Genomic DNA, 26,449 nt, shown 5'->3' with positions numbered 1-26,449 from the left:
CAAGGAGAAGACGATGGCAGTTCGGGTAGCAATCAACGGGTTCGGGCGCATTGGACGCCTGGTGATGCGGGCGGCATATGAATCGGGCCGCAAGGACATCACCTTCGTGGCGATTAACGATCTGGGTCCGGTCGATACCAACGCGCACCTGCTGCAGTATGATTCGATCCACGGCCGTTTCCCCGGCACCGTGAAGGCCGGCAAGTCGTCGATCAATCTCGGCGCCAAATCGACCATCGGCCGCTCGGTCAAGGTGTTCGCCGAGCGCAATCCGGCCGATCTGCCCTGGGGTGATCTGGGCATCGACGTGGTGCTCGAATGCACCGGCATCTTTACGTCGAAAGAATCCGCCGGCGCCCACATTCAGGCCGGCGCCAAGAAGGTGCTGATTTCGGCCCCGGCGACGAACGCCGACCTGACGATCGTCCAGGGCGTCAACGACAAGAAGCTGCGCAAGTCTCACACGGTCGTCTCCAACGCGTCCTGCACCACCAACTGCCTGTCACCCGTCGCGGCCGTCCTCGACAAGACCGTCGGCATCAAACATGGCTTCATGACTACCGTGCACGCCTATACCGGCGATCAGCCGGTACATGACACCATGCACAAGGATCTGCACCGGGCCCGCGCGGCGGCGATGTCCATCATCCCGACCTCCACGGGTGCCGCCCGCGCGGTCGGTCTCGTGCTGCCCGAACTGGCGGGCAAGCTCGACGGCACCGCCGTACGCGTGCCGACCGCCAACGTCTCCATGGTCGATCTCGTGATCGAGGCCAAGAAGGCCACCACCGTCGAGGCGGTGAACGCGGCCATGACCAGGGCCGCCGAGAAGGGCCCCATGAAGGGCATCCTCACAGTTAATAGTGCGCCGCTCGTGTCGTCGGACTTCAACCACGATCCGGCGAGCTCGGTGTTCGACCTGACCCAGACGCAAGTTACGGACGGCCGCATGGTCCGCATCCTGAGCTGGTACGACAATGAATGGGGCTTCTCTAACCGCATGAGCGACACGGCGGTCCAAATGGGGCGTCTCGTCTGATCGTCTTGTTTCGGACTGTTTCCCGTCACGATCGGTGGCGGCCATGATTCCGGGATTCAAGAAACCCACATGTTCCATATAGGAACATGTGGGTTTCTTTTTGCATCTATTTATTCCAGGGAAAGCAGGTTCTATATTGTCGCTACGCTGGCGCGATATTCCGATCGATTCCTCCCTGAAACGATCTTTCCTCGGCCCGGGCTCTGCCCGGGCCGTTCTTTTTCCAACGACATGTCCGTATTGCTACTTCTCGGTGGAGCCAAGCGGACGCTCCTTGAAATGTCCGGCCAAGAAATCGACGAACGCGCGCACCTTGGCCGACAGGTGCCGGCCCGGCGGATAGATGACATGCACCGACGGCTCGGGCTGGGCATATTCCTCCAGCACCTCGACCAGACGCCCGGATTCCAGATCCGGCCCCACCATCCATGTCGGCAGATTGACCACGCCCAGCCCTTCGACGGCAGCCTCGAGCAGGGCCTCGCCGTTGTTCGACGCGAGATTGCCTGTCGCCTGGATCACATGCTCCTTGCCCTTCGCGTCGGTCATGCGCCAGGTGTTCCCGCTCGACAGGTAGGAATATGACAGACAATTGTGGGCCCGCAGGTCTTCCGGTTTCTTGGGTATACTGGTCTTCTTCCAATAGCCCGGCGTTGCCGCGACGACGCGACGTGCCTCAGCCAGCTTCCGCGCAATCAGGCTCGAATCCTTGAGCTCGCCAACCCGGATCAGCATGTCCGCACCCTCGGCGATGGGATCGACGAACTGGTCCGACATCGACAGTTCCATCGAGACAAACGGGTGACTGTCGAGGAACTCACCGATGATCGGGACGATGTGCCGGCGCCCGAACACCACCGGCATGTTGACCCGCAGCGCGCCGCGCGGCTCGGTGTTCAGCTCCGTGACCGCCGCCTCGGCTTCAACGATATCGGCCAGGATCTGCTGGCAGCGCTCATAATAGGCGCGGCCCTCTTCGGTCGGCGCCAGCTGGCGGGTGGTCCGGTTGAACAGCCGGGCCCCGAGTCGGTCTTCGAGCCGGGATATCTGCTTGCTCACGGCAGACGGGGTCAGGTTCATCGACCGGGCCGTGGCCGAGAAGCTGCCAGATTCGACGGCTTTAACAAATAGGTCCATTGATGTCAGCGTGTCCATTTCGTTCACCCATATATTCCAGTACGGCACAATTCTTGTAACCAGTATTGATGTCCGCGACAATGCGCTCCGACGACAAATATTCCGGCAACGCTGCGGCATTTCTCTGGGTGCGCAGCACAGAAATCATGAACAGCCACGCAAGCGACGGAGACCGCCGGCCGATGGCCGAAGAATATTCCAGAAACGCCCCCGCCCGGATCGTGATTCACGAGTTCGGCCATGCGCTGGCCGCGTTGACCGCAGCCCAGAGCCAAGACCGCGCGGTCATCTTCCTCAGCGCCGCCGGTGCGGTGCGTTCGGCCGGCGCGGGATGGTGGCGCGAACTGGTTGCGCAGGCCCGCGACGTCATCCCCGATCAGGCGGCCGAATGGATTCTCGATTGCGGCGACGAACCCGGCTTGGCGCTCGCCGCGCTGCGCGAGGGAGTCGGGACGATTGCGCTGGACGCCGACGAGCCGGTCTGGTCACGCGTGGCGCAGATCGCCGCCGGTTACGATGCCCGCATCGTGCGGGTCGATCGTACCGGCGCGCTCGATCTGGCCGGCGCAAACAATCCACAGCGAGAATGCGAACTCTATCTCTCGAACAACCCGGACGGCGTTGCAAATCCGGGCGCCCTCGGCTAATTCACTGATGTTCAAAGTCCTGCCCGTGACCTGGCTGCGCGGCGTGATGGACCGGCTCCGACAACGGGAAACAGCGACATGAAAGTCACGCAGCGCGTCCGAAAAATTCTCTCCTGGTATGAGAGCGACAACCCCGGCACCAAAACGAACCTCGCCCGCATTCTGATGACGGGCAAGCTTGCCGGCACCGGCAAGATGGTGATCCTTCCGGTGGATCAGGGCTGGGAGCACGGGCCGGCCCGTAGTTTTGCGCCGAACCCGCCCGCCTACGACCCGCATTACTTCCCCCAACTCGCAATCGACGCCGGCCTCAACGCCTATGCTGCACCCCTGGGGCAGCTCGAGGCGGCCGCCGACAGCTTCGCCGGCTCGGTGCCGTTGATCCTGAAGGTCAACTCGGCCAACTCCCACGCCGTGTCCAAGGATCAGGCGATCACCGGCTCGGTCGAAGATGCATTGCGCATTGGCTGCTCGGCCGTCGGTTTCACGGTCTATCCGGGCTCCGAACATCAGTTCGAAATGATCGAGGAGATCCGCGAAATTACCCTCGAGGCGAAATCCGTCGGCCTGGCCGTGGTTATCTGGTCCTATCCGCGCGGCGGCGATATTTCCAAAGATGGCGAGACGGCCATCGACGTCTGCGCATATGCCGCCCACATGGCCGCCCAACTCGGCGCCAATATCATCAAGGTCAAGCCGCCGACCGACTTCATCGAAAGCCCGGATGCGCAGAAGGTCTACGACGCCGAGAAGATCGATATCTCGAGCCTCTCTTCGCGCATCGCGCATGTCATGGAATCGTCCTTCGGTGGACGGCGCCTTGTCGTCTTCTCCGGCGGTGCGGCCAAGGGCACGGATGCGGTGTATGAGGAAATCCGGCAGCTCCGCGATGGCGGTGCAAACGGTTCGATCATCGGGCGCAACAGCTTCCAGCGGTCCCGCGAGGACGCGCTCGAATTGCTCTCCAACGTCATCAAGATTTATCAGGGCAAGTTCTGAGCACCCCCGATCCAGACGGGCCCGCGGACCGGACCGGAGAGGGCGACGCCGACCCGCGTTGCCGGCTCTATCTGGTCAGCCCCGCCGACCTCTCGGCTGACAAGCTGACGGCGTTCGCCGGCGCGCTGGACACGGCGCTCGCCGCCGGCGATGTCGCCTGCCTGCAGCTCCGCCTCAAAGGGGCCGACGAGACGCCGGTGCCGGACGACGAAATCCGCCGCGCGGTCGCGCGCCTGCTTCCCGTGACCCAAGAGCATGATGTCGCGTTCATCTTGAACGACCGGCCGGATCTTGCCGCCGAACTTGGCTGTGACGGCGTCCATGTCGGCCAGGAGGACGCCTCCTATGCGGATGCAAGACGCATTCTGGGGGACGACGCCATCGTCGGCGTGACCTGTCATGATTCCCGGCACCTCGCGCTCGAGGCGGCCGAGGCCGGCGCGGACTATGTCGCGTTCGGCGCCTTCTTCGACACCGGGACCAAAACCCCCAAGAGCCGCGCCGGCAGGGATGTCCTGACCTGGTGGTCGGACATCACCGAGGTGCCGTGCGTCGCCATCGGCGGCATCACCGCCGGCAATTGCGCGCCCATTGTCGAGGCCGGCGCGGATTTCCTCGCCGTGTCGGCCGGGGTCTGGGCGCACCCGGACGGCCCGGGGGCCGCGGTGCGCGCTTTCAACGCGGCCTGTTCCTAACCGACCGGCCGGGCTGGAAAAGGTCGCCCGCACCTGCTAGAGACCGCGCCGTACACCCGGTTTGCGGGCGTCGCGCGACAGCGCAACGCCACAGGCCCCGTTTCACAGGCCCTATTTCAAAGGCCTTATTTCACAGGCGACGACCATGAAGATCGATGGCAACGAAATTCGACCCGGCAACGTGATCGAGCATCAGGACCGCCTCTGGCGCGCGGTGAAAACCCAGCACGTCAAACCCGGCAAGGGCGGCGCGTTCCTGCAGGTCGAACTCAAGGATATTCGCGACGGCACCAAGCTCAACGAGCGTTTTCGCTCTGCAGAAACCGTCGAGCGGGTGCGCCTCGACCAGAAGGAATATCAGTTCCTGTTCAGCGACGGCACGTCCCATACATTCATGGATCAGGAAAACTTCGAGCAGGTCACGCTCGACGAAAACATCATCGAGCCGGATCAATCACGCTTCCTGCAGGACGGCATGGTCGTGCAGATCGAGTCCTATGAGGAAGAGCCGATCGGCGTCGCGCTTCCCGAACGGGTGACCCTGGAGATCGTCGAGGCCGACCCGGTGGTCAAGGGCCAGACGGCCACATCGTCCTACAAGCCCGCGACCCTTGAGAACGGAGTCCGGATTCAGGTGCCGCCCCATGTCGAAGCAGGCACGTCGGTGGTGGTCAACACGGCGGATGCCACCTATGTCGAACGGGCTCGGGACTAGGCTGTTGACGCCGTATCCCACGCCGTTCCCGTTCACCTCTCGCGGATAGAGCTATCCATGCGCCCAGCTATTATCAATGTCATGGACAAGGCCGCTCGCCGTGCCGGGCGCGACCTGTCGCGCGACTTCGGCGAAGTCGAGCAGCTCCAGGTGTCACGCAAGGGGGCCGCTGATTTCGTCACCGCCGCCGACCGGCGCGCCGAGGAGACGGTGCGTTACGAGTTGATGCGTGCGCGCCCCGACTTCGGGTTCATCGGCGAGGAAGGCGGCACCCAGGCCGAGGGCGACGGCATCCATCGCTGGATCGTCGACCCGCTCGACGGGACCACGAATTTCCTGCACGGCCTGCCGCAGTTCGCGGTCTCCATTGCGCTCGAGGAGCGCGGCCAGATCGTTGCAGGCATCGTCTACAACCCGCTGAACGATGAGCTCTTCTGGGCCGAACGCGGTACCGGCGCATTCCTCAATGACACGCGCCTGCGCGTGTCCGCACGGCAGCATATGTCGGAAAGCCTGATTGCGACCGGCATGCCGTTCCTCGGGCATGGCGACCATGCGCGCTATCTCGAGACCCTGAAAGCGGTCATGGGCGAAGTCGCCGGCATCCGCCGCTACGGCTCTGCGGCGCTCGACCTGGCCTATCTCGCGGCCGGCCGTTTCGACGGTTTCTGGGAGTTCGATCTCAAGATCTGGGATATCGCCGCTGGCATCCTGATTGTGCGTGAAGCCGGCGGGTTCGTCAGCGATATCGCCGGCCGCGACAACGCGTTGAAGACCGGCGAAGTGGTCGCCGGCAACGACAAGATCCAGGAAAAGCTGCGCAAATGCCTGCGCGAGGCAGACCCCGGGCCGACAGCCAGCGCAAAGGCCAGTTAAACGCCTGATTCAGAAGCGGTTGTCGATTTCGTCAACGTTACGGTATGTTCGCAACCGCAATAGGGCCGATGCGGTCCATTTGGGCAAATAACGGGCTGGGCGATATGACACGGCAACAAACGAGTGCGGCCAAGAAGGCCATCCGCAGTGCGATGATCGCTTCGGTCGCAAGTGTCGCGGGCGGACTGATCGCAACGGCGCCCGCCGAAGCTCAACAGCGGTTTCAGGGCAGTAGCGGGGTGGTCATAGACCTCAGCGTGCTCGACGGCGGCGGCGGGCGGCTCCCGACGGGCGCCGGCGGCCAGTTTGCGCCGCGCGCCGGCGGCGGGTTCGGACAGTTTCCCCCGGCACAAAAGCCGGTCTCGCGTCTCGAAGGCCCGCTCGTCAATCGCAGCCTGACACTCACGCCACCGACCAGCCGCACATCCCTGCCGACAAACCGGACGGCATCCGCCGCCCCGGTTGTGGCGCCGGCGCCCGCCGCGGCGCCAAAACCACCCGTCGTTCAGGCGCCGGCACCGGTTACCGCAGCACCGGCAAGCCCACCGGCACCGAAACCCGCGCCCGCACCGGCCCCCGCCGCGGCGACGCCGCCCGCGCCCCAGGTCCCGGCGGCTCCCACGGTCACAGCGCCACCACCGCCGCCGGCACCAACCGCCACGGCCTCCGCCGAATCCCCGCCGCCGCCGCCCGCACCGACCCAGACCGCGTCCCGGCCGAGCGCTTCCGCGACCGATGGCGAGACCCGAATTGTCTTCGACGCGGGGTCGGCCACCCTGACCGACGCGGCCAAGGCCGAACTGAATGGACTCGCATCACAGCTCAAGGCCGATGCCGACATCCGGGTCCAGCTGCAGGCCTATGCCGCCGGCACGGATGAAACGGCGCCCGACGCGCGTCGTCTGTCTCTTTCGCGCGCCCTCAAGGTCCGCTCGCACCTGATCGACCAGGGCGTGCGCAGTACCCGCATGGATGTCCGCGCGCTCGGCGTCAAGGCGGAAGGTGGACCGGCCGACCGGGTCGATGCCGTCATCGTTCGGCGATAGCCGGACTCGCCGCCGTCGCCCTAAAGTCGTCACATAGATTCGGCACCGTCCTGGAATGACAGTGCACATCGTCTCGCGGCGCCCTATCGGGAGATTCTCATGATCGGGCGAACAGAATCAGCCGTTTGCGCAACCGGGTAGAAAAGCCATGACCAACCCGCGCACCTACCTCACCCGCATGGGTATCTTCCTGGCGCTCGCCGTTGCCGCCGCCGGCGCGCTGCATCAACAGTTGATCAGCGCATTCCTCGCCAACCCGGCGATCAACGGCATCATCATTCTGGTTCTCCTGTTCGGCTTGCTGTTCGTGTTTCGCCAGGTCCTGATGCTCAATATCGAGGTCCGCTGGATCGAGACCTACCGCAGCCAGCAGCCGGGGGGATCGGTCGCCGACCCGCCGCATCTGCTGGCGCCGATGGCCGCCATGATCGGGGATCGCCAGGGCCATTTGCGCCTGAACACGACATCCCTGCGGTCGATCCTGGACGGGATCAGCGCACGGCTCGATGAATCGCGCGACATCTCGCGCTACATGATCGGGCTCCTGATCTTCCTCGGTCTTCTCGGCACATTCTGGGGGCTTCTCCAGACGGTCGGGTCGGTTGCTGCGGTCATCTCCGGCCTGCAGGTCGGCGGCGGCGATTCGACCCAGATATTCACCGACCTGAAAAGCGGACTCGAAGCGCCGCTGTCGGGCATGGGAACGGCCTTCAGTTCATCCCTCTTCGGTTTGGCGGGCTCCCTGCTCCTCGGCTTTCTCGACCTGCAGGCCAGCGCGGCACAGAACCGGTTCTACAACGATCTGGAGGACTGGCTGAGCAGCGCGACGCGCGTGTCGAGCGCCGGCACGTTGAGCGGCGGCGACGGCGATTCGGTCCCGGCCTATATCCAGGCCTTGCTCGAAACCACGGCAGACTCCCTCGACAACCTGCAGCGCACGGTCGCCCAGGCCGAGTCCTCGCGCAGCCATGGCGATCAAAGCCTGCAGATGCTGACCGAACGATTGTCGACGATGACTGACCAGATGCGCACCGAGCAGGAGCTGATGGTCCGGCTGGCGGAAAATCAGGCCGAGTTGCGCCCGGTTCTGCAGCGGCTGGCCGAGCCGCGTCACAGCGACGATTTCGATGAAGCGACACGGAATCACATCCGGAACATCGATGGCTACATGGCGCGCATGCTCGAAGACCAGGTGAGCGGGCGGAACCAGATCGTTCAGGAAATCCGCTCCGAGATTCGACTTCTGGCACGCACCATTGCCGCGCTTGCCGAAGACGACGGTCGCTAAGCGGAATTCCCGGTGGCCGGCTCTTCCTCGCGACGGCGTCACTCGGCCATCAATTATTGGCCGGGTTTTGTCGATGCACTCGCCGCGCTGCTGGTTGTGGTGGTGTTCCTGATCATGGTGTTCGCGCTCGCGCAGTTCTTCCTGTCGGATGCCTTGTCGGGACGCGACGATGCGTTGACGAAGCTGAACCGGCAGGTCGACGAGCTGGCCCGTATGCTCGATCTCGAGCGTTCCGCCAACACTGAATTGCGACTGTCCATCTCGCAGCTTTCGGCCCAGCTGCAGAATTCGATTTCCGATCGTGACTCGCTGACCAACCGCCTGTCCTTCATGGAAAGCCTCCTCAAATCGGCCCGCCAGGAAAACGCCGACCAACTGGCAGCCCTGCGCGCGCAGGTGGACGCCGACCAGCAGAAGATCGACGCACAAGGCCGCGATCTGGCCCGGCTCGAAGCCGATATCGCGACCCGCGAAGCCCGACTGGCCGAGCTCACGGAGCGGGCCGAAACCGCCGAGACCTCATTCCTCGAGCAGCGCGAGATATCACGCGAGGCACAGGACCAGGTGGCGCTGCTCAACCTGCAGCTTGCCGCGCTGCGCAGCCAGCTGGCGGCACTCAACGAAGCGCTGGAAGCATCGGAAGCAAAAAACAAGGCGCAGGAAGCCCAGATCGTCAACCTGGGCGCGCGGCTGAATGCGGCGCTCGCGACCAAGGTCCAGGAGCTCGCGCGTTATCGGTCCGAGTTCTTCGGCCGCCTACGCGAAGTTCTGGGCAATCGGGCAGATATCCGCATCGAGGGCGACCGGTTCGTCTTTCAATCCGAGGTGTTGTTCGAGTCCGGCGAGGCCATCCTGAACCCCGAAGGTGAAGGACAACTCCAGCAGTTGGCCCAGACCCTGGTTGAGATTGCCGGGGAAATACCCGACGACATCAGCTGGATCTTGCGGGTCGACGGCCATACCGACGAACGCCCGATCAGCACGGCGCGGTTCCCGTCCAACTGGGAGCTCGCCTCGGCGCGCGCCATCTCGGTCGTCAAGTTCCTTGTCCGGTCAGGCATCCCGCCGGAGAATCTCGTGGCGGCCGGGTTCGGCCAGTTCCAGCCGATCGACGGCGGCCAGGACGAGAATTCCTATCGGCGCAACCGGCGGATCGAGTTCAAACTCGACCAGCGCTGAGCCTGCGGCCCGGACGCGTTACTGGGCGGCGGCGCTCGATCCTTCAACATCAAACTGGAGTTCGGCAAGGCGAGCATAGAGTCCGCCCTGACCGATCAGTTCCTGATGGGTACCTTCGGCGACAACCCGGCCCTCGTCGATCACCACGATCCGGTCGGCGGCGATGACCGTCGCCAGACGGTGGGCGATCACAAGCGTCGTGCGGTCGCGCATCAGCCCGGTCATCGCGGACTGCACCGCGCGTTCGGATTCGGCGTCGAGTGCGCTGGTTGCCTCATCGAGGAGCAACAGTTCCGGGTCGCGCAATATGGCCCGTGCAATGGCCACGCGCTGCCGCTGACCGCCCGATAGGCGCACGCCTTTCTCGCCCAGAAACGTGTCGAAGCCGTCGGGCAACGCCTCGATGAATGCCAGGGCCGAGGCCGCATCCGCGGCGGCGCGCACCTCGTCATCGTTCGCGTCCGGACGCCCGTAACGAATGTTCTCCCAGGCATCGGCCGAGAAAATCACCGGCTCCTGGGGCACCAGGCCGACATGCCGGCGCAATTCCCCGGGCGCCAGGTCACGCAGGTCTATCCCGTCGAAACTCAAGCGCCCTTCGTTCGGATCGTAGAAACGCAGGAGCAGCTGGAAGACTGTGGTCTTGCCCGCGCCCGACGGTCCCACCAGCGCCACCGTTTCGCCCGGTGCCACATCGAGAGAGAACGCCGCCAAGGCGGGATGTTCGGGACGCGAGGGGTATCTGAACGTCACCCCGTCCATTGTGACCCGCGCCATGGCCCGGTCGGGCAGGGATTTCGGATCTGCGGGCGCGACAATCGCCGGTGTGACCTCCATCAGTTCGAACAGCCGTTCGGTCGCCCCGGCGGCGCGTTGCAACTCGCCGATCACCTCCGAGATCGCGCCAACCGAGGTGGCGACGATCACCGCATAGAAAACAAATGCCGACAGGTCGCCCGCGCTCAACCGTCCGGAGATGACGTCGCGGCCGCCGATCCACAGGATGATCCCGATGGCGCCGAAGATGAGCAGGATGACGATGGCGGTCAGCAGCGCGCGGGCGCGTATGCGCCGGACCGAGGTCGCAAACGTTTCTTCCACCCGCTCGGCGAAACGCACCCGGTCGAGGTCTTCGTGGCCGAAGGCCTGGACCGTACGGATGTTCGAGATCGATTCATCGACATAGGCGCTGACATCGGCCAGCCGGTCGAGGCTCTCGCGGCTGAGCCGGCGCACCTGACGGCCGAAGACGAGGATGGGCACCAGCACGAGCGGCACGACGACCAGCACCAGCAGGGTGAGCCGCGGGCTGGTGATTCCCAGCATCACGAGCCCCCCGAAGGCCAGCAACACATTGCGCAACGCCATCGACGCCGAGGTGCCGACGACGGCCTGGATCAACGTCGTGTCGGCGGTGAGGCGAGACATCACCTCACCGATCCGCATGGTCTCATAGAAGGCCGGGTCGAGGCGCAATGTGTGTTCGAACACCGCCTTGCGCAGGTCGGCCATCACCCGCTCACCGATCCAAGACACCAGGAAGAATCGCGAATAGGTCGCTCCGGCGAGCAGCACCACGACGACCAGAAGCGCGACCAATGCATCGTCCAGCAACCCGATATTGCCCGCGGCGAATCCCTCATCGACGAGCCGGCGCAGACCCTGGCCGATCACCAGCACCGTGCCGGCGGCGATCGTCAGGGCAAGAACGGCCCCGACGATCGCCAGACGGTAGGGGCGCAGGAAACCGCCGAGCCGGCGAAGTTCGCGCAGGCTGCGTTTCGGCGGCTGGGTCTCGGTCTCTTCGGAGCCGGCAGACGCGCGCTTCGATCGGGGTTGCAGTGCCATCTTGGGGACAGGGTTTAGCAGGCCCGGCAAACCCCGCCAAGAAACGCCTTCGTGCGCGGCGAATCCGCCATTGCCGGTGCGTCGCGTCGCCTCTTGCGGTCAGGCGCCGGCTTGGTTATAACCACCGCCTTCAAAGCCCAGAGAGCATGCGATGAAAAAAGACATTCATCCCGAGTATCACGAGATTACGGTCGTCATGACCGACGGCAGCGAATTCAAGACCCGCTCGACCTATGGCGAGCCGGGCGACACGCTGCGTCTGGACATCGATCCCAAGACCCACCCGGCATGGACCGGGCAGCACCGCCTCGTCGACACGGGCGGCCAGGTCGCAAAATTCAACAAGCGCTACGAAGGCCTGGGCCTCGGCTGAGCCAGACCCCAGAAAAATCGAGCGTTTCCCGGGCGTTGCAGTTGCAGCGCCCGTTTTGATTGCGGGATCGGAAACCGCGTATTCAACCCCTTGAACGGGGAAAACCTCCACCTATATCGAGATTATCGCGGGGAATGCCGAATTCGGGTTCCGGACCGCGTCCACCCGGCGCCTCCCGGCCTGTTGCGGGAGCGCCGACGTCACAGTTGCTCTTTAAGGAGGACAAGTGAAATGCGTACCTACAATCTCGATTTGACCCCATTGTTCCGTTCTTCGGTCGGTTTCGACCGGGTCGGACAAATGCTGGATTCGGCCTTCAACAGCGAAGCGCCGACCTATCCGCCCTACAACATCGAAAAATTGGCCGACGACAAATACCGCGTGACGATGGCGATCGCAGGCTTCGGCATTGACGATATCGACATCACCCAGACCAACAACTCGCTGGTCGTGAAGGGCGAACAGGGCAAAACCGATGATGGGGAGACGTTCCTCCATCGCGGTATTGCCACGCGCGCCTTCGAGCGCCAGTTCGACCTCGCCGAGCATGTGAACGTGACCAAGGCCGATCTGGTGAACGGCTTGCTGGTCATCGATCTCAATCGCGAGGTGCCGGAGGCGCTGAAGCCGCGGAAGATCGAAATCGCCTCCGGCGATGCGCCGCAAACGCTCGATCATGAGAAGAAGGCGGCCTAGCACCGCCTGACATTCCAGAACGAGGGCCCGCCGGAAACGGCGGGCCCTTTTCATATTCGGGCGGTGTATAAACATCTCAATGCGGTCAGTTCAAAACCGACACGAGAAATTTCCGGGGAGTCCCCATGCAACACAGTAAAGACCGCATCCTGACGACCCATGTGGGCAGCCTGCCCCGCCCCCAGGATCTCGAAGATCTCCTCTACAAGGTGGAGTTCGGCGAGGCGTACGACCCGAAATCATTCGATGCGACCGTGACCCGCGCGGTCGCCGACATCGTGGCCGCACAGCGCGAATGGGGCCTCGACGTCATCAATGATGGGGAGATGAGCAAGACCGGCTACGCCACCTATATCCAGCAGCGCCTGGACGGGTTTTCCGGTGACAGCCCGTCGGTACGCTTCGACGACCTCTCGGGTTTCCCCGGCTACCGCAAGATGCTCGCCCGCATGGCCGAAACACGACGCCTGAACCGTCCCTGCTGCACCAGCGAGGTCGTCATCCGCGACCGCGAACCGATGCGCAAGGATCTGGAAAATCTCGCAGCCGTCCGTGAAGGCAGCGACGCCACCGAGTTCTTCATGAACGCAGCTTCGCCCGGCGTCATCACGGTGTTCCAGCACAACGAGTTCTACCCCAGCGACGACGCCTATCTCGAGGCGCTTTCGGGCGTCATGCGTGAGGAATATGAGGCGATCGCGAATGCCGGCTTCGTTCTGCAGATCGATTGTCCCGACTTGGCCATGGGCCGCCACACCGAATATCGCGAACTATCGGACGCGGACTTCCTGAAACATGCCGAGATGCAGATCGAGGCGCTGAACGCCGCCCTGGCGAACATTCCCGCCGACCGGGTGCGCATGCACATCTGCTGGGGCAATTACGAAGGCCCCCACCATCTCGATATTCCGTTCGAGGCGATCTTTGACGTCGTGATGAAGGCCAAACCGCAGGGCATGCTGGTCGAATCCTCCAACCCGCGCCACGCCCATGAATGGCGCGTGTTCGAGGACAAGAAGCTTCCCGATGACAAGATCATCATCCCGGGCGTGATCGACAGCGTGACCAACTATATCGAGCATCCCGGCGTCGTCGCCGACCGCATCTGCAATTACGCCAATTTGGTGGGCCGGGAACGGGTCATGGCGGGCGCCGATTGCGGCTTCGCGACTTTCGCCGGTATCGGCAAGGTGGACCCGGACATCGCCGTCGAGAAGTTCAAGTCCTTGGTCCGGGGCTCGGAAATCGCCTCCGGACGTTTGTGGGGCTGACACCGGTTCTCGGGCGGTACGCCTCCGTCAACACCGTTCCCCGACATCTTCGGCGGCGTCGCCGACATCGAGGGCCCGGAACACCACCTCACGCAAATGTTTCAGGTGAACCGGTTTGCTGATGACCGCCACCACATTCTCCAGGCTTTCGGCCGTCGAGCCGAATTCCGGCGCGTTGCCGCTTGTCAGGACCAGCTTGGCCGGATGATCCGCGCGAACCAGCGCCGCAAGCACTTCGGGGCCGCTCACGTTTGGCATCCGGGCATCCATGATGACGAGGTCCGGGCGCTCGGACATGATCACTGACAGTGCCTCCTCGCCGTCCCCGGCCTGGTGAAATACTGCGTCAATGTCCCAAAAGGCGTGTACCAGCAACGCCCGCTGTATCGGATCGTCATCGACCACGAGGATCGTTCGGGCGGCCGGCTTGAGTGCTGCGGGGCGCGTATCGGGGGCCATGGGCTCTCCGTCTGTTGGCATCATTCTCCTTCTCCTTCTTGTCTGTTCATGGTTTTGCTTCAGCCGGCACGCCTGGTGATCCAGCGGTTGTTCTGATTGATCGCGTAGGCGGGTTCGTAGCGTCTGAGATCAAGGGTCGCGACCGGGTGCTTGGCCTGGTTGTCGAGCACCAGAACCTCGCCATCCACGTTCACCGCGAGCACCATGTGGAACAGCCGCGAGCGCCGGTCGGTAACACCCATCAGATTCAGGTCCTTGTCATCGAAACCCGCCTCGCGCAGCGCCATGTAGCGGGCGATGGCAAAGTCCTCGCAGTCGCCCTGGCGCCGCGCGATGAACTCGTACGGACTGGCCCAGTAGTCTTTCTTCCGCCAGCCTTTCATGTCGCTCACATAGCGGAACGCCCCGAAGTAACGTTCGACCTCCAGCACCCGGTCTCGACGTGACAGCCCCTTCAGCCGCGCGATCAACTTCTGCCAATCACCAACGACAACAGCGGGCTTCGAGACCCCCGCAAGCTTCGCACCACGCGCGGCCACCTGAGCGGTGTGCCTGGCAATCACATCGTTGAGTTTCTGGGGTGGCTTGGCACGGGCGAGGTGAACCGCCTTGATCGAGGTGATCTTCCCTTCAAAGGCCGTGCGCCCGGCCGCATTCCCGGCCGCAACAACGCTGCCCGTCGATATAATCAAGAAAAACAGAATAGTCAGGATAGATATTATTGCCTGACTGAACGAATATTCTTCCCAAATAGGTCGGAAGAACGCTCGAATACCGCCCATGTCTCTGCCTTTCTCCTGTCGACGGAGAAAAGGCTACGAACACGCGGAAATTAATTCGCTCCCGCATCGGTATCGTTATCGTTCCATTAGTATTTATTAATTTTTTTGTTTGTTTTTACTACGACCGTTGGAGGAGACCCACTCACCCGTTTGGCGGGTGCTCTGGCCAATCGGATGAAGCGCCTCACCATTTTTTTGCAACCGCACACAGCGCTACCAACCTCGTTAACCTTTCGTTAACCATTTGGGTCCGATTATAAATTTCGTCCTATGTATTTGTCTTATAAGGATTTTTTCTGAGGAGAAAATTTATGGCACCATCGTATTCAGGCGATTCCGGTCCGCCTCGGCGACATACGACACCCGGCACCCGACCTGTGTGTGACCACCGTCACTGTGCGCCGGACATGCGCCGTTCCATCCTCCGAAAGTCGAACATCAACCATCATGGCCGCGAACAATGTTGAAGAGCATGGAAGGCGAAGCCTCGGTCCGAAGCATCGGCCGAGAGAACCTTCCGGAGGATCGAAATTTGCGGATACTGCTTGCCGACGATCACGCCATGGTTCGTGATGGGCTGAAGAACTACATCCAGGTCGTCGAGCCGAACACCCAGATCATCGAGGCCGAGACATTCGACGAAGCGGCCGGCATCCTGAGCAATGACGAAGGCATCGATCTGATCATCCTTGATCTCAATATGCCCGGCATGAACCGCATGGAAGGGCTCGACAAGCTGCACGCCGTCTATCCGGAAACGCCGGTGGTCATACTGTCGGGCTCGATTGACCACGCCGATATCATGGGTGCGCTCGATCACGGGGCCGCCGGATACTTCCCGAAAACGATGGGCGGCCAGTCCCTGACCAATGCGCTGCGTCTGGTCCTGTCCGGCGAACGTTATGTTCCGTCTGTGCTGCTGACGCCCGACTGTTCGCGTCCCGCGGACACGGCGTTGCGCGAACCGGCATCCAAAAACCGTGCTGGCCCGGACCTCTCGGAGCGGGAAACCGCGGTCCTCGGTCTCCTCGCGCGAGGCAAGTCTAATAAGGAAATCGCCCGCGACCTGGGCTTGCAGGAAGCGACGATCAAGACCCATGTCACAAGCGTATTCCGCAAGCTCGATGTTTCCAACCGGACCGAAGCCGCCCGCGAAGCCTACAAGTTCGGCCTCGACTGAGCCTGAGCCTTCTCACCGGGTCGGCCGGCCGCCAAAAAAGCGGCTGACGGGGTGGCCATCAGGCCGGGTTCAGCGCATCCTGACCGTCACCACATCCCGGCGCAAACGTGATCGAGATGCCCGACGAGAACGTCGCCTGGATGATGCTAAAACCCATTCCACAGGAGTTACGGAATGCATCTGGGTATTCTGACCGGCGGCGGCGACGTGCCGGGGCTCAATCCCGCCATCAAGACCGTCGTCAACGAGGCCGACCGGCGCGGCTGGCGGGTCACGGGGTTTCGTCGCGGCTGGGCCGGCCCCCTGAACTACAATCCCGCCGACCCGGAGGGTTCGGAGGCATTCATCATGCCCCTGTCGGTCAAGGGCGTGCACGCCATCGACCGCACCGGCGGCACCGTGCTGCATACGTCGCGTACCCAGCCCTCGAAGATGCGCGCAAAGGATCTGCCCGAATTCCTGCGCACCGCCGCGCAGTCACCTGACGATATTATCGACTGCACGGATCACGTCCTGTCGGTGTTCGCGGCGCTCGGCATCGACGTCCTGATCGCGATCGGCGGCGACGACACCCTGTCCTATGCCGCGCGCATCCACGGCGCGGGCATGCCGACCATCTGCATTCCCAAGACCATGGACAATGACGTATTCGGCACCGAGTATTGCATCGGCTATTCGACCTGTGTGACCCGCTCGGTCGAACTCATCGACCGGTTGCGTACGCCCGTGGGCAGCCACGAACGCTTCCTCGTGGTCGAGCTGTTCGGGCGCAATTGCGGGCAGACGGCGCTGATGGCCGGCTACCTCGCCGGCGCCGATCGCACACTGATCGCCGAGGTGCCGTTCGACCTCGACCGGGCCACCGCGTTCCTCACCGAGGACCGACGCGCCAACCCCTCCAACTACGCCGTGGTGGTCGTCTCCGAGGGTGCACAGGTTGCCGGTCAGGACATACTCGAATCCGGCGATCCCGACGCCTATGGACACCGCAAACTCGGCGGCATCGGCCAGTTGGTCGGCGAACATCTCAAGCAGGCGACCGGTGTGGGCGTGATGGTCCAGTCACTCGCCTACCTGCTCCGCGCAGGCGCCCCCGACGCGGTGGATCAGCTTGTGCCACGCAACTACGCAACCATGGCCGTGCGCTGTATCGAGGAGGGCCGGACGGGCCTGATGATGGCGGTGCAGGACGGACACTACACCACGGCACCGGCGGATATTTCCACCAAAGGCGACCGCCGCGTCGACGTCGCGAACATGTACGATCCCGAGGGCTATCTGCCCCGCATCGCGGCGCTCGAGGGCATGCCCATGTTCGGGCGCTAGGCGCCTATTCGTCCACCAGCAGCGGCGCCAGCCCGGCGCGGACCTGGTCGGGCACCGGGATCGGCTTCATCTCACCCGGCCGCACATACACATGCACGAAATGGCCGGTCGCCGAAGGCGTGTCGGCGCCTGCCTTGAAGATCGCGATCTCGTAGGTCACTGATGAGTTGCCCAGCCGGCGCACCCGCACTCCCACATCCAGGATATCGGGGAAGGCAATCTCGCTATGAAAACGGCAGCCTGTCTCGACCACCATCCCGACCGGCGCGCTCTGGCGATAATCGAGCCCGGTGAAGCGGATCAGGAACTCGTTCACTGCCGTGTCGAAGTAGGAATAGTAGGTCACGTTGTTAACGTGGCCGTAGACGTCATTGTCCATCCAGCGGGTCGGGATCTGCAGGAAATGGGGGTAGTTGTCGCGCCGCTCGTCGCGCTCGTTTTTCTTGTCGCTCATCGTATATCGTCCAGAAATCCAGAAATAAGGTCGATCGTCTCGTTCGGCCGCTCGACCATGATCATATGCCCCGTGTCGGGGAGTATCTCCGACCGCGCATCCTCGATTGCGGCACGGAGCCCCTTCGACGCCCCGACCGGGGTCATGCGGTCGCCGGAAGCCATCAGGAACAATGTGGGGCAGGCAACCTTCGCGGCAGCCTCCAGCGCCCCGGTCCAGTCGTTACAGGCCGCAAGATCGCTCCCGAGAACATCCGCCGGGCACGAGGCCAGCAGCGCCCGACCACCGCCGCGCAACCACAGTCCCGGCGCCTGATGACCGCCCTTGTGCGCCGGCTTGCCGAAGCCCCAGTCGGTGATCATCTCCCAGGCCACCGGATCGTTGGCCGCCGTGGCGGTCAGCAGATCGGGATGCACCTGCATATGGCCCGACGGGCCGATCAGGATCAGCGAGGACGTCCGCACCGGCATCTGTGCCGCCGCCGCTAACGCAATGAGCGAGCCCATCGAATGGCCGGCGAGATGCACCGTCTCGACACGGTCTCCATCGGTTCCCGCAGCATCCACGAACCGCCAGAGCCAGGCGGCGAAATCCTCAATCGATGAGGGCGTCGCGCCGCCCGAGCGCCCGTGCCCGGGCAGATCGGGGACCAGCACGTTATAGCCGTGATGGGCGAAGTAACGCGTTTGCAGGCCCCAGGCGCTGTGGTCGTTGCCGCCGCCATGAACGAGCACGAGCGTCGGCTTTTCGGCGTCGAATTCCCGCCCGCCGGTGTGGACGAAGACGGTCTCACCGTCGACATTCATATCCATGCCCGTCGCCCCTATTTCTGCGAGGCGCGCAGCGCCTGCTTCAAGTCCGCGACGATGTCACCGGGATCCTCGAGGCCGATCGCCAGGCGCACCATGTCTTCGCCGACCCCCGCCGCCGCCAGATCCTCCGCGCTCATCTGCTGATGGGTCGTGCTGGCCGGGTGGATCACCAGCGATTTCGCATCTCCCACATTGGCCAGATGGGAGAACAGCTCCAGCGCCTCGATGAATTTGGCACCCGCGCGCCGCGGACCGGCGATGCCGGGCTTGACCCCGAAGGTGACGATGGCGCCCGCCCCGTCAGGCAAGAGCTTCTGCGCCAACACATGGTCTGGATGGCTCTCCAGCCCCGGATAGGTCACCCAGGCCACCTCGTCGGCGGCTTCGAGGAATTGCGCCACCACCAGCGCGTTCGCCACATGCCGCGCCATGCGGATCGGCAGGGTCTCGAGCCCCTGCAACAGGTAGAACGCCGTCTGAGGGGCCATGCAGGCGCCGAAATCGCGCAAGCCCTCGGCGCGCGCGCGCATGATGAAGGCGGCCGGACCGAACTCCTCGGCGAAGTCCAGCCCGTGATAGCCCGCATAGGGCTCGGTCATGCCCGGAAACTTGTCCGAGCTTTCCCAGTCGAATCTGCCGCCGTCGATCAGCACGCCGCCGATCGCGACGCCGTGCCCGCCGATCCACTTGGTCGCCGAATGCATGATCAGGTCGGCCCCGTGCTCGAACGGGTAGAGCAATGCGGGGGTCGAGAATGTGGCGTCCACCAGCAGAGGCAGGCCGGCGGCGTGCGCCACCGCCGACACGGCAGAGATATCCAGCACCTCAAGACCCGGATTGCCGATCGTCTCGGCGAAGACCAGACGCGTCTCGTCGCGGATGGCGGACCTGAAGGCCTCCGGATCACGCGGATCGACGAATGTCGTGGTAATCCCGAACCGCGGCAATGTGTGCACGAACAGGTTGTGGGTGCCGCCATAGATGTTTCGCGAGGCAACGATGTGCCCGCCCGCCCCCATCAGGGTCATCACCGCGAGGCTCATGGCCGCCTGTCCGCTGGCCGTCGCGATCGCACCGACCCCGCCCTCGAGCGCGGCCATGCGCTCCTCGAACACCGCCACCGTGGGGTTCGAAATCCGCGAATAGATGTGCCCGGCCCGTTCGAGGTTGAACAGGCTCGCGGCATATTCGACATCGGGGAACACGTAGGAGGTCGACTGATAGATCGGTGCGGCGCGCGCGCCGGTCACCGGGTCGGGATGCTGACCCGCATGCAGGCTCAGCGTCGCGAATTTCAGATGCTTGGGATCGATCATGGGTCTTGTCCGGCAGCGATAGGAACTCGCCGCGGAACTTATCCCAACGAGGCGCGGGCTTGAACCGGCACGGGTACACGCGACAAAAGAAAACCGCTTCGGAAGGGGGATCCGAAGCGGCTCGAAGTCAAACAGGGAGGCAAAAAAGAGGATCTGGGTAAGATCCAAAGATGGTCTATGGGAGGAGCCATCACACGCAATATCGCAGGCAATGTCTAAAGAATGGTTAACGCGGCGAACGCGAACCAGACCGCACACGAAAACGGGGCCCGAAACCGGACCCCGTTCTTGTATTAATCACTTTATATCAGTGGCTTAGTTGTCGCCCTGATTATTCCCGCCGCCGATCCGCACATCGGCCATCCAGTCGGGAATCCGGCTCTGCGCGGGCTCTTCCTCGGGGATCAGGTCCGCACTAATCGGGCGGCGATCGTCGGCGGCCGGCGCGCGGCCCGCCTTGCGGCCCTTCTCGATCGCCTCGTCGAGATCGACCTGCCGGCACAGCCCGATGGTCACCGGGTCGCGGGGCTGGATCTGCGAGGAGTTCCAATGGGTCCGATCGCGAATGGCGGTGATTGTCGGCTTCGTGGTGCCGATCAGCTTGCCGATCTGGGCGTCGCTGAGTTCCGGATAGTAGCGGACCAGATAGGCGATACCGTCGGGTTTGTCCTGGCGCTTCGAGACAGGCACGTAGCGCGGCCCCTTGGTGCGCTTGACCGGTGCGGGATTGTCCGATTCCTGGAGCACGAGACGCGCTGCGGGATCGGCCTGGCAGCGTTCGATCTCGTCCGCCTCGACCTGGCCGTTGGCCACCGGATCGAGCCCGTGCATTCCGACCCCGACCTCGCCGTCGGCGATGCCCTGGATCTCGAGCTGGTGCATACCGGTGAAGTCCGCGATCTGTGCGAACGACAGCGACGTATTTTCCACGAGCCAGACCGCCGTGGCCTTCGGCATCAACGGAGGTGCCATGAATTCTCCTTTCGCCGGTCATCCGCGCCGCGCGCGGCCAAACCGGGCCAATTCATCATCCCTGTGGGGGTTGCGCCACTATATATGCGGCGATACGCCGAAATGCAAAGCACATCGACCGCCGACGCAACGATCACAGCTCGAGGATGATCTTGCCGATATGGGTGCTGGTTTCCATCAATTCGTGGGCCGCCGGCGCCTGATCGAGCGGGAATGTCGCGTGGATCACGGGCGCCAGTTCGCCGGCCGCGAATTTCGGCCAGACATTTTCACGCAACGACGCGGCGATTCCCGCCTTCGTCGCCACCGATTGCGGCCGCAGGGTCGAACCGGTCAGGGTCAGCCGGTTCATCATGATCTTCGCGAGGTTGATCTCGGTCTTGGCCCCGCCCATCAGGGCAATCTGCACGATCCGCCCGTCGGGCCGCAGGGACGCGATGTTGCGCGGCGTATAATCGCCGCCCACCATATCGAGGATCACATCGACGCCCTTGCCGCCTTCCGTTTCGGCGGTGTCGGCCGCGATCACCTCTTCGAAGGCCTCGGTCCTGTAGTTGATGGCCTTCGTCGCGCCGAGCGTCTCGCAGAAGACTGCCTTCTCCGCCGTGCCGACCGTGGTGTAAATCGCGGATGCGCCGAACGCCTTGCAGAGCTGGATCGCCGTGGTGCCGATGCCGCTCGAGCCGCCATGCACCAGGAATCGCTCGCCCACCGCAAAACGCCCGCGATCGAAAACATTGGTCCAGACCGTGAAGAACGTCTCGGGCACACCGGCCGCCTGCACCATGTCGAGGCCTTTGGGCACCGGCAGGGTCTGGGACCCGGGAACCGCGACATATTCGGCATAGCCGCCGCCGGAGACCAGCGCGCAGACCTCGTCACCCTCTTGCCAGCCATCCACGCCGGATCCCAGCGCGACGATTTCGCCCGAGACCTCCAGCCCCGGCAGGTCTGACGCGCCCGGCGGTGCGGGATAGAGCCCCTTGCGCTGTGCTACGTCGGGTCGGTTCACCCCCGCCGCCGCGACCCGGATCAACACCTCGCCATCGCCCGGCGACGGCACGGGACGATCCGTGAGCGTCAACACCTCCGGCCCACCCGGCTCGGAAATTTCCATCGCTCGCATTGTTTCCGGCAACGCCATGATCACCCTCCGTTTGGTGTCTCGTTCTTTCTGATGGTTGCGGGCGCAATCTAGGCGGGTCAAACTTGATGCACAACGACAAGCCGTACAACGAACAGGCGGCAGCGGCAGGGAGGGGAAAATGAGCGCGGAAGACGATCTGGAACCGACATTTCAGGGACACCCGGGCGATTTCAGCGAGATGAAGGTCGAGGCGCTATCGATCGAGGAGCTGAAGGCCTATATCGAGCATGCCACAAAGGAAATCGCGCGCGCCGAGGCCGAGATCGCCGGGCGGGAAGCCTTGCGCGGTGACGCCGACGCTTTATTCAAGAGCTAGAGTTCAAACGCGTAGTTACGAGAATGAGCGCCCGTCAACGGGGCGTGGAGGAAAGCATGGTCAATCATTTCGAAACTGACTTGGACAAGAACGCGGCGAATTTCACGCCCCTGTCCCCACTCAGCTTCATTCGCCGCTCGGCGAAGGTCTACCCTAACCGGGCCGCGGTGGTGCATGGCGACACGCGCTTCACCTATGCGGAGTTCTATGCCCGCACGCGGCGCCTCGCCTCGGCGCTCGCCCAACGCGGGATCGGCGTCGGTGACTGCGTGGCGATCATGTCGCCCAACACGCCGCCCATGCTCGAAGCCCATTTCGGCGTGCCCATGACCCGCGGCGTCATCAACGCGCTCAACTACCGCCTCGATGCCAAGGCCATCGCCTTCATCCTCGACCACGGCGAAGCCAAGGTGCTGCTCACCGACACCGAGTTCGCACCGGTCATCAAGGAGGCGCTGGCGCTGGCCACGGTCGACCCCATCGTCATCGACATCGACGACCCGGAGGGCCCCGGCGGCGAAAAACTCGGTGAGATGGATTACGAGGCCTTCATCGCCACCGGCGACCCGGAATTCGAGTGGTCGTTCCCCGACGACGAATGGGACGCGATCGCGCTCAACTACACCTCCGGCACGACGGGCAACCCCAAGGGCGTGGTTTTCCATCACCGCGGTGCCTATCTCAACGCCATCGGCAACGTCTTCACCTGGGGGGCAACCGGCGGCCCGGTCTATCTCTGGACCCTGCCGATGTTCCACTGCAACGGCTGGTGCTTCACCTGGGGCGTGACCGCCGTGGCCGGCACCAATGTCTGCCTGCGCGATGTGAGTTCCGCCTCGATCTACGAAGCGATCGAGAGCAAGGGCATCACCCATCTTTGCGGCGCCCCGATCGTCATGCAGATGATCGTCAACGCGGCCGACGCGGACCGCCGGACCTTCGATCAGCAGGTCGAGTTCATGACCGCCGCCGCCCCGCCGCCGGCCGCCGTGCTGGCGGCGATGTCCGAAGAGGGCATCAACGTCACACATGTCTACGGCCTGACCGAGATCTACGGCCCCGCCATCATCTGCGCATGGCAGGACGAGTGGGACGCGCTGCCGCTTGATGAACGCGCGCGTCTGCAATCGCGCCAGGGCGTACCCTACGAGGTCCTGGAAGACATGATGGTCGCCGATCCCGAGACCCTGGCCCCCGTCCCCCAGGACGGCAAGACCATGGGAGAGGTCTTCACCCGCGGCAACGTCACCATGAAAGGCTATCTGAAAAACCCGACGGCCACGAACGACGCGTTTGCCGGCGGCTGGTTCCACACCGGCGACCTCGGGGTCTGGCATCCCGACGGCTATATCGAGCTCAAGGACCGCTCCAAGGACATCATCATCTCGGGTGGCGAGAACATCTCGTCGATCGAGGTCGAGGACACCCTGTACAAGCACGCCGCGGTCTCGGCGGTCGGCGTCGTTGCCTGGCCCGACGAGAAATGGGGCGAGACTCCCTGCGCCTTCATCGAGCTGAAGCCCGGCGCCGAGGCGACGGAAGACGACATCATCCGCCATTGCCGCGACAACCTCGCCCACTTCAAATGCCCCCGGCACATCGTCTTTGGGCCTCTGCCCAAGACCTCGACCGGCAAGATCCAGAAGTTCAAGCTGCGCGATCAGGCGAACGAACTGGCAAACGCCGCGCAGTAGCGCATCTCGGACGGCAGTCCCCAAAAAAAAGGCGGCTCTCACGAGCCGCCTTTTTACCTAACCTGTTTTGAAACCGGTCAAGCCTCCTCGAGGCTCGTGATCGCATCCTTCAGCTTGAGCTTTTCCTTCTTCAACTCGGATATCGTGGCCTGATCGGGAATGGGGCGCTGCTCCTCGCCGCCGATTTCCTGATCCAGATTGGCGTGCTTGCGCTTGAGGTTGTCGATCCTGGCATCCATGGGCATGTATCACTTCTCCCGGTCTTGTTCAGAGGGTCTCGAAGCCGAAATGTCATTTCAATGACAGTCGAATGCTAGGCCGATTCACCCCGGCTTGAAAAGGCACGATGCCGGACCGCAGCTGGGATGATTGTGGAGAAGCGTTCGCCACGCGCCCGCACATGGCGGGCACCGTCCTGCTATACTCTCCACTCGGAGACAGCCAAAACCCGCAGAAATCGGACGCGCAACGTGTCGGACGACAACACCACCCCGGACCAGGACGCCCTGCGCCACCGCCTCGGCGAATTGTTGAGCGAGCACCGGGACCTGGACGACGTGATCGCCCGCATCACCGACGAGCAGCCGTTCGACCAACTGCAGGTGCAGCGCCTGAAAAAGAGAAAACTCGGTCTGAAAGACGAAATCCTGCAGATCGAGAACGAGCTGCTGCCGGATATCATCGCCTGAAAATCACATGTCCCGCACACGGGACAGATTACGAGGCGCGGCCCTGCTTTTGTTCGTACATCGCCTGGTCGGCGCGCTGCAGCGCCTCGCCCGCATCCTCCGAACCGGAGAAGGAATAGACGCCGTAGGATACCGACAACTTGATCGCAGTGCCCTCCCAATCCACCGGCGTGGTGGCGATCAGGGCCGACAGGGAGGCGGCCTTCTCGGCCGCGACCTCGGGGGAGGCCTGGGCAAGGATCACGCCGAACTCGTCGCCGCCGAGCCGGCCGACGATATCGGACTCGCGCACATTCTCGGCCAGCAATTCGGCGATCTGCCGCAACGCGGCGTCGCCCGCCGCGTGGCCGTGCTGATCGTTGATTTCCTTGAACCCGTCGATATCGAAGTAGAGGACGCTTGAACCCGAACCGTAACGCTCGGCATAGGCCACCATGCGGCTCATCTCTCGCACGAAGGCGCGGCGGTTTGCCACCGGCACCAGAGTGTCTTCATCCGCCAGCTTCTCGAGATAGTTGATCCGGTGCCGCGCCTGGCTCAGTTCCTCGCGCATCCGCTGGACTTCGGTCATCAGCAGATCGAGAGCCTGGCGAACCTTCGGCGTGAGGTCCGCCTCGGTCAGCCCGGCAATCGTCGCGACATCGCCGGACGGTCGCGGCCCATCGGCCTGTTCGGCACCCGCGGCACCGTAAGCCTGCGCGGCCTGCGCCGCCTGCTCCGTGGCGCGGACCGGTTTCGCCGCGTTGGTGCGGCCGGATTGCGTGCGTTCGATCTTCATCCAAACCCCGTCGGGGAGATACCAAAGGCCGGCAAATAACTGGATTGCCACAAAAATACGCTGCCCGACACTATTCCGAAAGTGGTTAACAAATCTTTGCGTTATGTCGCGAAACCGCCGAATAAGCCCAAATCGGCTTCGGCGCGCTTGCCACACCGGTCCGCACTCCTATAATCCCCGCCTTTCCGGGGCCCAAGCCCCCAAAAGGAGCGAATCATGGCCGATGCGCCGGTTGTCGGGATCATCATGGGAAGCCAGTCCGACTGGGAGACCATGCGCCACGCCGCCGAGACCCTCGAGGCCCTTGGGGTCGCGCACGAGGTCCGGATCGTCTCCGCCCATCGCACCCCTGACCGCATGACCGAATATGCCAGGGCCGCGCGCGAACGCGGCCTGAAGGTGATCATCGCCGGCGCAGGCGGGGCCGCCCATCTACCCGGCATGACCGCCGCGATGACCAGCCTGCCGGTGTTCGGTGTGCCGGTGGAGAGCAAGGCGCTTTCCGGCATGGACAGCCTGCTGTCCATCGTCCAGATGCCCGCCGGCGTCCCTGTCGGCACATTGGCCATCGGCCGCGCGGGCGCAATCAACGCCGCATTGCTGGCCGCTTCCGTTGTCGGTCTCGAAGACCAGGCTGTGACGAAAGCCCTCGATGCGTGGCGCGCGAAACAGACCGACGCGGTTGCCGACGCGCCGACCGACTCCGCCTGAAATC

29 protein-coding genes are annotated in these 26,449 nt (G+C 63.5%); 18 read left to right on the top strand and 11 right to left on the bottom strand.

Annotated features, from left to right (window positions below):
* Positions 1 to 13 precede the first annotated feature (13 nt).
* Positions 14 to 1,039: a type I glyceraldehyde-3-phosphate dehydrogenase gene (gap, locus tag ABJ363_08410; GenBank protein ID MEP4379006.1), complete on the top strand. Its 1,026-nt coding sequence runs from the start codon at positions 14 to 16 to the stop codon at positions 1,037 to 1,039.
* Positions 1,040 to 1,282: 243 nt separating this feature from the next.
* Here gap and ABJ363_08405 read toward each other — a convergent pair whose 3' ends face one another.
* Positions 1,283 to 2,176 carry a LysR substrate-binding domain-containing protein gene (locus ABJ363_08405; protein MEP4379005.1) on the bottom strand — a complete coding sequence of 298 codons (894 nt, stop codon included), beginning with the start codon at positions 2,174 to 2,176 and terminating at the stop codon, positions 1,283 to 1,285.
* A gap of 68 nt (positions 2,177 to 2,244) precedes the next feature.
* On the opposite strand from ABJ363_08405, the gene ABJ363_08400 reads away from it, so the two are divergent.
* The 8 genes from ABJ363_08400 (at position 2,245) to ABJ363_08365 (ending at position 9,621) form a co-directional block, all read left to right on the top strand.
* A complete protein-coding gene (locus ABJ363_08400) occupies positions 2,245 to 2,823 on the top strand; it encodes a hypothetical protein (GenBank protein ID MEP4379004.1) in 579 nt (192 codons plus the stop codon).
* A 78-nt stretch (positions 2,824 to 2,901) separates the two neighbouring features.
* Entirely contained in the window at positions 2,902 to 3,822 is a 921-nt protein-coding gene (locus ABJ363_08395; protein MEP4379003.1) for a class I fructose-bisphosphate aldolase, read from the top strand.
* A 71-nt stretch (positions 3,823 to 3,893) separates the two neighbouring features.
* The gene (gene thiE, locus ABJ363_08390; protein ID MEP4379002.1) at positions 3,894 to 4,517 is read left to right on the top strand and encodes a thiamine phosphate synthase; all 624 of its coding nucleotides are present in this window, start codon (positions 3,894 to 3,896) and stop codon (positions 4,515 to 4,517) included.
* 145 nt (positions 4,518 to 4,662) lie between these two features.
* On the top strand, positions 4,663 to 5,232 hold the full coding sequence (gene efp, locus ABJ363_08385) for an elongation factor P (protein ID MEP4379001.1): 570 nt from the start codon (positions 4,663 to 4,665) through the stop codon (positions 5,230 to 5,232).
* 57 nt (positions 5,233 to 5,289) lie between these two features.
* Positions 5,290 to 6,108 carry an inositol monophosphatase family protein gene (locus ABJ363_08380; protein ID MEP4379000.1) on the top strand — a complete coding sequence of 273 codons (819 nt, stop codon included), beginning with the start codon at positions 5,290 to 5,292 and terminating at the stop codon, positions 6,106 to 6,108.
* A gap of 104 nt (positions 6,109 to 6,212) precedes the next feature.
* Positions 6,213 to 7,154, top strand: a complete 942-nt coding sequence (locus ABJ363_08375) for an OmpA family protein (GenBank protein ID MEP4378999.1) — start codon at positions 6,213 to 6,215, stop codon at positions 7,152 to 7,154.
* A 148-nt stretch (positions 7,155 to 7,302) separates the two neighbouring features.
* The gene (locus ABJ363_08370; GenBank protein ID MEP4378998.1) at positions 7,303 to 8,442 is read left to right on the top strand and encodes a flagellar motor protein MotA; all 1,140 of its coding nucleotides are present in this window, start codon (positions 7,303 to 7,305) and stop codon (positions 8,440 to 8,442) included.
* Between the two features lie 12 nt (positions 8,443 to 8,454).
* Positions 8,455 to 9,621, top strand: coding sequence for a peptidoglycan -binding protein (locus ABJ363_08365; protein MEP4378997.1), 1,167 nt, complete (start codon positions 8,455 to 8,457; stop codon positions 9,619 to 9,621).
* Positions 9,622 to 9,639: 18 nt separating this feature from the next.
* Here ABJ363_08365 and ABJ363_08360 read toward each other — a convergent pair whose 3' ends face one another.
* Positions 9,640 to 11,469 carry an ABC transporter transmembrane domain-containing protein gene (locus ABJ363_08360; GenBank protein MEP4378996.1) on the bottom strand — a complete coding sequence of 610 codons (1,830 nt, stop codon included), beginning with the start codon at positions 11,467 to 11,469 and terminating at the stop codon, positions 9,640 to 9,642.
* Between the two features lie 151 nt (positions 11,470 to 11,620).
* Here ABJ363_08360 and rpmE point away from each other — a divergent pair, with 151 nt between their 5' ends.
* The 3 genes from rpmE (at position 11,621) to ABJ363_08345 (ending at position 13,809) form a co-directional block, all read left to right on the top strand.
* The gene (rpmE, locus tag ABJ363_08355; GenBank protein ID MEP4378995.1) at positions 11,621 to 11,842 is read left to right on the top strand and encodes a 50S ribosomal protein L31; all 222 of its coding nucleotides are present in this window, start codon (positions 11,621 to 11,623) and stop codon (positions 11,840 to 11,842) included.
* Positions 11,843 to 12,073: 231 nt separating this feature from the next.
* Positions 12,074 to 12,538: an Hsp20 family protein gene (locus tag ABJ363_08350; GenBank protein ID MEP4378994.1), complete on the top strand. Its 465-nt coding sequence runs from the start codon at positions 12,074 to 12,076 to the stop codon at positions 12,536 to 12,538.
* A 125-nt stretch (positions 12,539 to 12,663) separates the two neighbouring features.
* Complete coding sequence (locus ABJ363_08345; GenBank protein MEP4378993.1) at positions 12,664 to 13,809, top strand: cobalamin-independent methionine synthase II family protein; 1,146 nt, start codon at positions 12,664 to 12,666, stop codon at positions 13,807 to 13,809.
* A gap of 27 nt (positions 13,810 to 13,836) precedes the next feature.
* Here the strand turns inward: ABJ363_08345 and ABJ363_08340 are convergent, their stop codons facing one another.
* Both ABJ363_08340 and ABJ363_08335 read right to left on the bottom strand, forming a co-directional pair.
* Entirely contained in the window at positions 13,837 to 14,292 is a 456-nt protein-coding gene (locus ABJ363_08340; protein MEP4378992.1) for a response regulator, read from the bottom strand.
* A 35-nt stretch (positions 14,293 to 14,327) separates the two neighbouring features.
* Entirely contained in the window at positions 14,328 to 14,960 is a 633-nt protein-coding gene (locus tag ABJ363_08335; GenBank protein MEP4378991.1) for a transglutaminase-like cysteine peptidase, read from the bottom strand.
* A 550-nt stretch (positions 14,961 to 15,510) separates the two neighbouring features.
* Here ABJ363_08335 and ABJ363_08330 point away from each other — a divergent pair.
* Both ABJ363_08330 and ABJ363_08325 read left to right on the top strand, forming a co-directional pair.
* On the top strand, positions 15,511 to 16,230 hold the full coding sequence (locus ABJ363_08330) for a response regulator transcription factor (GenBank protein ID MEP4378990.1): 720 nt from the start codon (positions 15,511 to 15,513) through the stop codon (positions 16,228 to 16,230).
* Positions 16,231 to 16,404: 174 nt separating this feature from the next.
* Positions 16,405 to 17,556, top strand: a complete 1,152-nt coding sequence (locus tag ABJ363_08325) for a 6-phosphofructokinase (protein MEP4378989.1) — start codon at positions 16,405 to 16,407, stop codon at positions 17,554 to 17,556.
* 4 nt (positions 17,557 to 17,560) lie between these two features.
* Here the strand turns inward: ABJ363_08325 and ABJ363_08320 are convergent, their stop codons facing one another.
* From ABJ363_08320 to ABJ363_08300, 5 genes are all read right to left on the bottom strand, one after another.
* The gene (locus tag ABJ363_08320; protein MEP4378988.1) at positions 17,561 to 18,010 is read right to left on the bottom strand and encodes a thioesterase family protein; all 450 of its coding nucleotides are present in this window, start codon (positions 18,008 to 18,010) and stop codon (positions 17,561 to 17,563) included.
* Entirely contained in the window at positions 18,007 to 18,822 is an 816-nt protein-coding gene (locus ABJ363_08315) for an alpha/beta hydrolase (protein MEP4378987.1), read from the bottom strand. The genes ABJ363_08320 and ABJ363_08315 overlap by 4 nt, the downstream gene beginning before the upstream one ends.
* Before the next feature lie 11 nt (positions 18,823 to 18,833).
* Positions 18,834 to 20,138: an O-acetylhomoserine aminocarboxypropyltransferase gene (locus ABJ363_08310; protein ID MEP4378986.1), complete on the bottom strand. Its 1,305-nt coding sequence runs from the start codon at positions 20,136 to 20,138 to the stop codon at positions 18,834 to 18,836.
* Positions 20,139 to 20,453: 315 nt separating this feature from the next.
* Positions 20,454 to 21,110 (bottom strand): DUF1013 domain-containing protein, encoded by a 657-nt coding sequence (locus ABJ363_08305; GenBank protein ID MEP4378985.1) that lies wholly within the window; start codon positions 21,108 to 21,110, stop codon positions 20,454 to 20,456.
* A gap of 133 nt (positions 21,111 to 21,243) precedes the next feature.
* The gene (locus tag ABJ363_08300; protein ID MEP4378984.1) at positions 21,244 to 22,254 is read right to left on the bottom strand and encodes an NAD(P)H-quinone oxidoreductase; all 1,011 of its coding nucleotides are present in this window, start codon (positions 22,252 to 22,254) and stop codon (positions 21,244 to 21,246) included.
* Between the two features lie 121 nt (positions 22,255 to 22,375).
* Here ABJ363_08300 and ABJ363_08295 point away from each other — a divergent pair, with 121 nt between their 5' ends.
* Positions 22,376 to 22,573 carry a DUF1192 domain-containing protein gene (locus ABJ363_08295; protein MEP4378983.1) on the top strand — a complete coding sequence of 66 codons (198 nt, stop codon included), beginning with the start codon at positions 22,376 to 22,378 and terminating at the stop codon, positions 22,571 to 22,573.
* A gap of 23 nt (positions 22,574 to 22,596) precedes the next feature.
* Positions 22,597 to 24,267 (top strand): acyl-CoA synthetase, encoded by a 1,671-nt coding sequence (locus tag ABJ363_08290; protein MEP4378982.1) that lies wholly within the window; start codon positions 22,597 to 22,599, stop codon positions 24,265 to 24,267.
* Positions 24,268 to 24,344: 77 nt separating this feature from the next.
* Here the strand turns inward: ABJ363_08290 and ABJ363_08285 are convergent, their stop codons facing one another.
* Positions 24,345 to 24,512 carry a DUF465 domain-containing protein gene (locus tag ABJ363_08285; protein MEP4378981.1) on the bottom strand — a complete coding sequence of 56 codons (168 nt, stop codon included), beginning with the start codon at positions 24,510 to 24,512 and terminating at the stop codon, positions 24,345 to 24,347.
* Between the two features lie 225 nt (positions 24,513 to 24,737).
* Between ABJ363_08285 and ABJ363_08280 the strand changes: the two genes are divergently transcribed.
* Positions 24,738 to 24,956, top strand: a complete 219-nt coding sequence (locus ABJ363_08280) for a DUF465 domain-containing protein (GenBank protein MEP4378980.1) — start codon at positions 24,738 to 24,740, stop codon at positions 24,954 to 24,956.
* A gap of 28 nt (positions 24,957 to 24,984) precedes the next feature.
* On the opposite strand, the gene ABJ363_08275 is transcribed toward ABJ363_08280, so the two are convergent.
* On the bottom strand, positions 24,985 to 25,734 hold the full coding sequence (locus tag ABJ363_08275; GenBank protein MEP4378979.1) for a GGDEF domain-containing protein: 750 nt from the start codon (positions 25,732 to 25,734) through the stop codon (positions 24,985 to 24,987).
* A 216-nt stretch (positions 25,735 to 25,950) separates the two neighbouring features.
* On the opposite strand from ABJ363_08275, the gene purE reads away from it, so the two are divergent.
* Positions 25,951 to 26,445 (top strand): 5-(carboxyamino)imidazole ribonucleotide mutase, encoded by a 495-nt coding sequence (gene purE / locus ABJ363_08270; protein ID MEP4378978.1) that lies wholly within the window; start codon positions 25,951 to 25,953, stop codon positions 26,443 to 26,445.
* The last annotated feature ends 4 nt before the right edge of the window (positions 26,446 to 26,449 follow it).

The organism is Alphaproteobacteria bacterium (assembly GCA_039980135.1).
Lineage (GTDB): Bacteria > Pseudomonadota > Alphaproteobacteria > UBA6615 > UBA6615 > UBA8079.
The sequence above is the reverse complement of the archived record's forward strand: the minus strand, read 5'-3'. Positions and strand labels throughout refer to the sequence as shown.

What these genes read in the sequence shown, in the direction of transcription:
- ABJ363_08370 (MEP4378998.1), top strand. Translation starts at nt 7,303, where the DNA reads ATGACCAACCCGCGCACCTACCTCACCCGCATGGGTATCTTCCTGGCG.
- efp (MEP4379001.1), top strand. Translation starts at nt 4,663, where the DNA reads ATGAAGATCGATGGCAACGAAATTCGACCCGGCAACGTGATCGAGCAT.
- ABJ363_08290 (MEP4378982.1), top strand. Translation starts at nt 22,597, where the DNA reads ATGAGCGCCCGTCAACGGGGCGTGGAGGAAAGCATGGTCAATCATTTC.
- ABJ363_08340 (MEP4378992.1), bottom strand. Translation starts at nt 14,292, where the DNA reads ATGATGCCAACAGACGGAGAGCCCATGGCCCCCGATACGCGCCCCGCA.
- ABJ363_08275 (MEP4378979.1), bottom strand. Translation starts at nt 25,734, where the DNA reads ATGAAGATCGAACGCACGCAATCCGGCCGCACCAACGCGGCGAAACCG.
- ABJ363_08295 (MEP4378983.1), top strand. Translation starts at nt 22,376, where the DNA reads ATGAGCGCGGAAGACGATCTGGAACCGACATTTCAGGGACACCCGGGC.
- ABJ363_08360 (MEP4378996.1), bottom strand. Translation starts at nt 11,469, where the DNA reads ATGGCACTGCAACCCCGATCGAAGCGCGCGTCTGCCGGCTCCGAAGAG.
- ABJ363_08305 (MEP4378985.1), bottom strand. Translation starts at nt 21,110, where the DNA reads ATGGCACCTCCGTTGATGCCGAAGGCCACGGCGGTCTGGCTCGTGGAA.
- ABJ363_08300 (MEP4378984.1), bottom strand. Translation starts at nt 22,254, where the DNA reads ATGGCGTTGCCGGAAACAATGCGAGCGATGGAAATTTCCGAGCCGGGT.
- ABJ363_08405 (MEP4379005.1), bottom strand. Translation starts at nt 2,176, where the DNA reads ATGGACCTATTTGTTAAAGCCGTCGAATCTGGCAGCTTCTCGGCCACG.
- ABJ363_08380 (MEP4379000.1), top strand. Translation starts at nt 5,290, where the DNA reads ATGCGCCCAGCTATTATCAATGTCATGGACAAGGCCGCTCGCCGTGCC.
- ABJ363_08400 (MEP4379004.1), top strand. Translation starts at nt 2,245, where the DNA reads ATGTCCGCGACAATGCGCTCCGACGACAAATATTCCGGCAACGCTGCG.
- rpmE (MEP4378995.1), top strand. Translation starts at nt 11,621, where the DNA reads ATGAAAAAAGACATTCATCCCGAGTATCACGAGATTACGGTCGTCATG.
- ABJ363_08315 (MEP4378987.1), bottom strand. Translation starts at nt 18,822, where the DNA reads ATGGATATGAATGTCGACGGTGAGACCGTCTTCGTCCACACCGGCGGG.
- ABJ363_08350 (MEP4378994.1), top strand. Translation starts at nt 12,074, where the DNA reads ATGCGTACCTACAATCTCGATTTGACCCCATTGTTCCGTTCTTCGGTC.
- ABJ363_08310 (MEP4378986.1), bottom strand. Translation starts at nt 20,138, where the DNA reads ATGATCGATCCCAAGCATCTGAAATTCGCGACGCTGAGCCTGCATGCG.
- ABJ363_08285 (MEP4378981.1), bottom strand. Translation starts at nt 24,512, where the DNA reads ATGCCCATGGATGCCAGGATCGACAACCTCAAGCGCAAGCACGCCAAT.
- purE (MEP4378978.1), top strand. Translation starts at nt 25,951, where the DNA reads ATGGCCGATGCGCCGGTTGTCGGGATCATCATGGGAAGCCAGTCCGAC.
- ABJ363_08375 (MEP4378999.1), top strand. Translation starts at nt 6,213, where the DNA reads ATGACACGGCAACAAACGAGTGCGGCCAAGAAGGCCATCCGCAGTGCG.
- ABJ363_08395 (MEP4379003.1), top strand. Translation starts at nt 2,902, where the DNA reads ATGAAAGTCACGCAGCGCGTCCGAAAAATTCTCTCCTGGTATGAGAGC.
- ABJ363_08345 (MEP4378993.1), top strand. Translation starts at nt 12,664, where the DNA reads ATGCAACACAGTAAAGACCGCATCCTGACGACCCATGTGGGCAGCCTG.
- gap (MEP4379006.1), top strand. Translation starts at nt 14, where the DNA reads ATGGCAGTTCGGGTAGCAATCAACGGGTTCGGGCGCATTGGACGCCTG.
- ABJ363_08330 (MEP4378990.1), top strand. Translation starts at nt 15,511, where the DNA reads ATGTTGAAGAGCATGGAAGGCGAAGCCTCGGTCCGAAGCATCGGCCGA.
- ABJ363_08320 (MEP4378988.1), bottom strand. Translation starts at nt 18,010, where the DNA reads ATGAGCGACAAGAAAAACGAGCGCGACGAGCGGCGCGACAACTACCCC.
- ABJ363_08325 (MEP4378989.1), top strand. Translation starts at nt 16,405, where the DNA reads ATGCATCTGGGTATTCTGACCGGCGGCGGCGACGTGCCGGGGCTCAAT.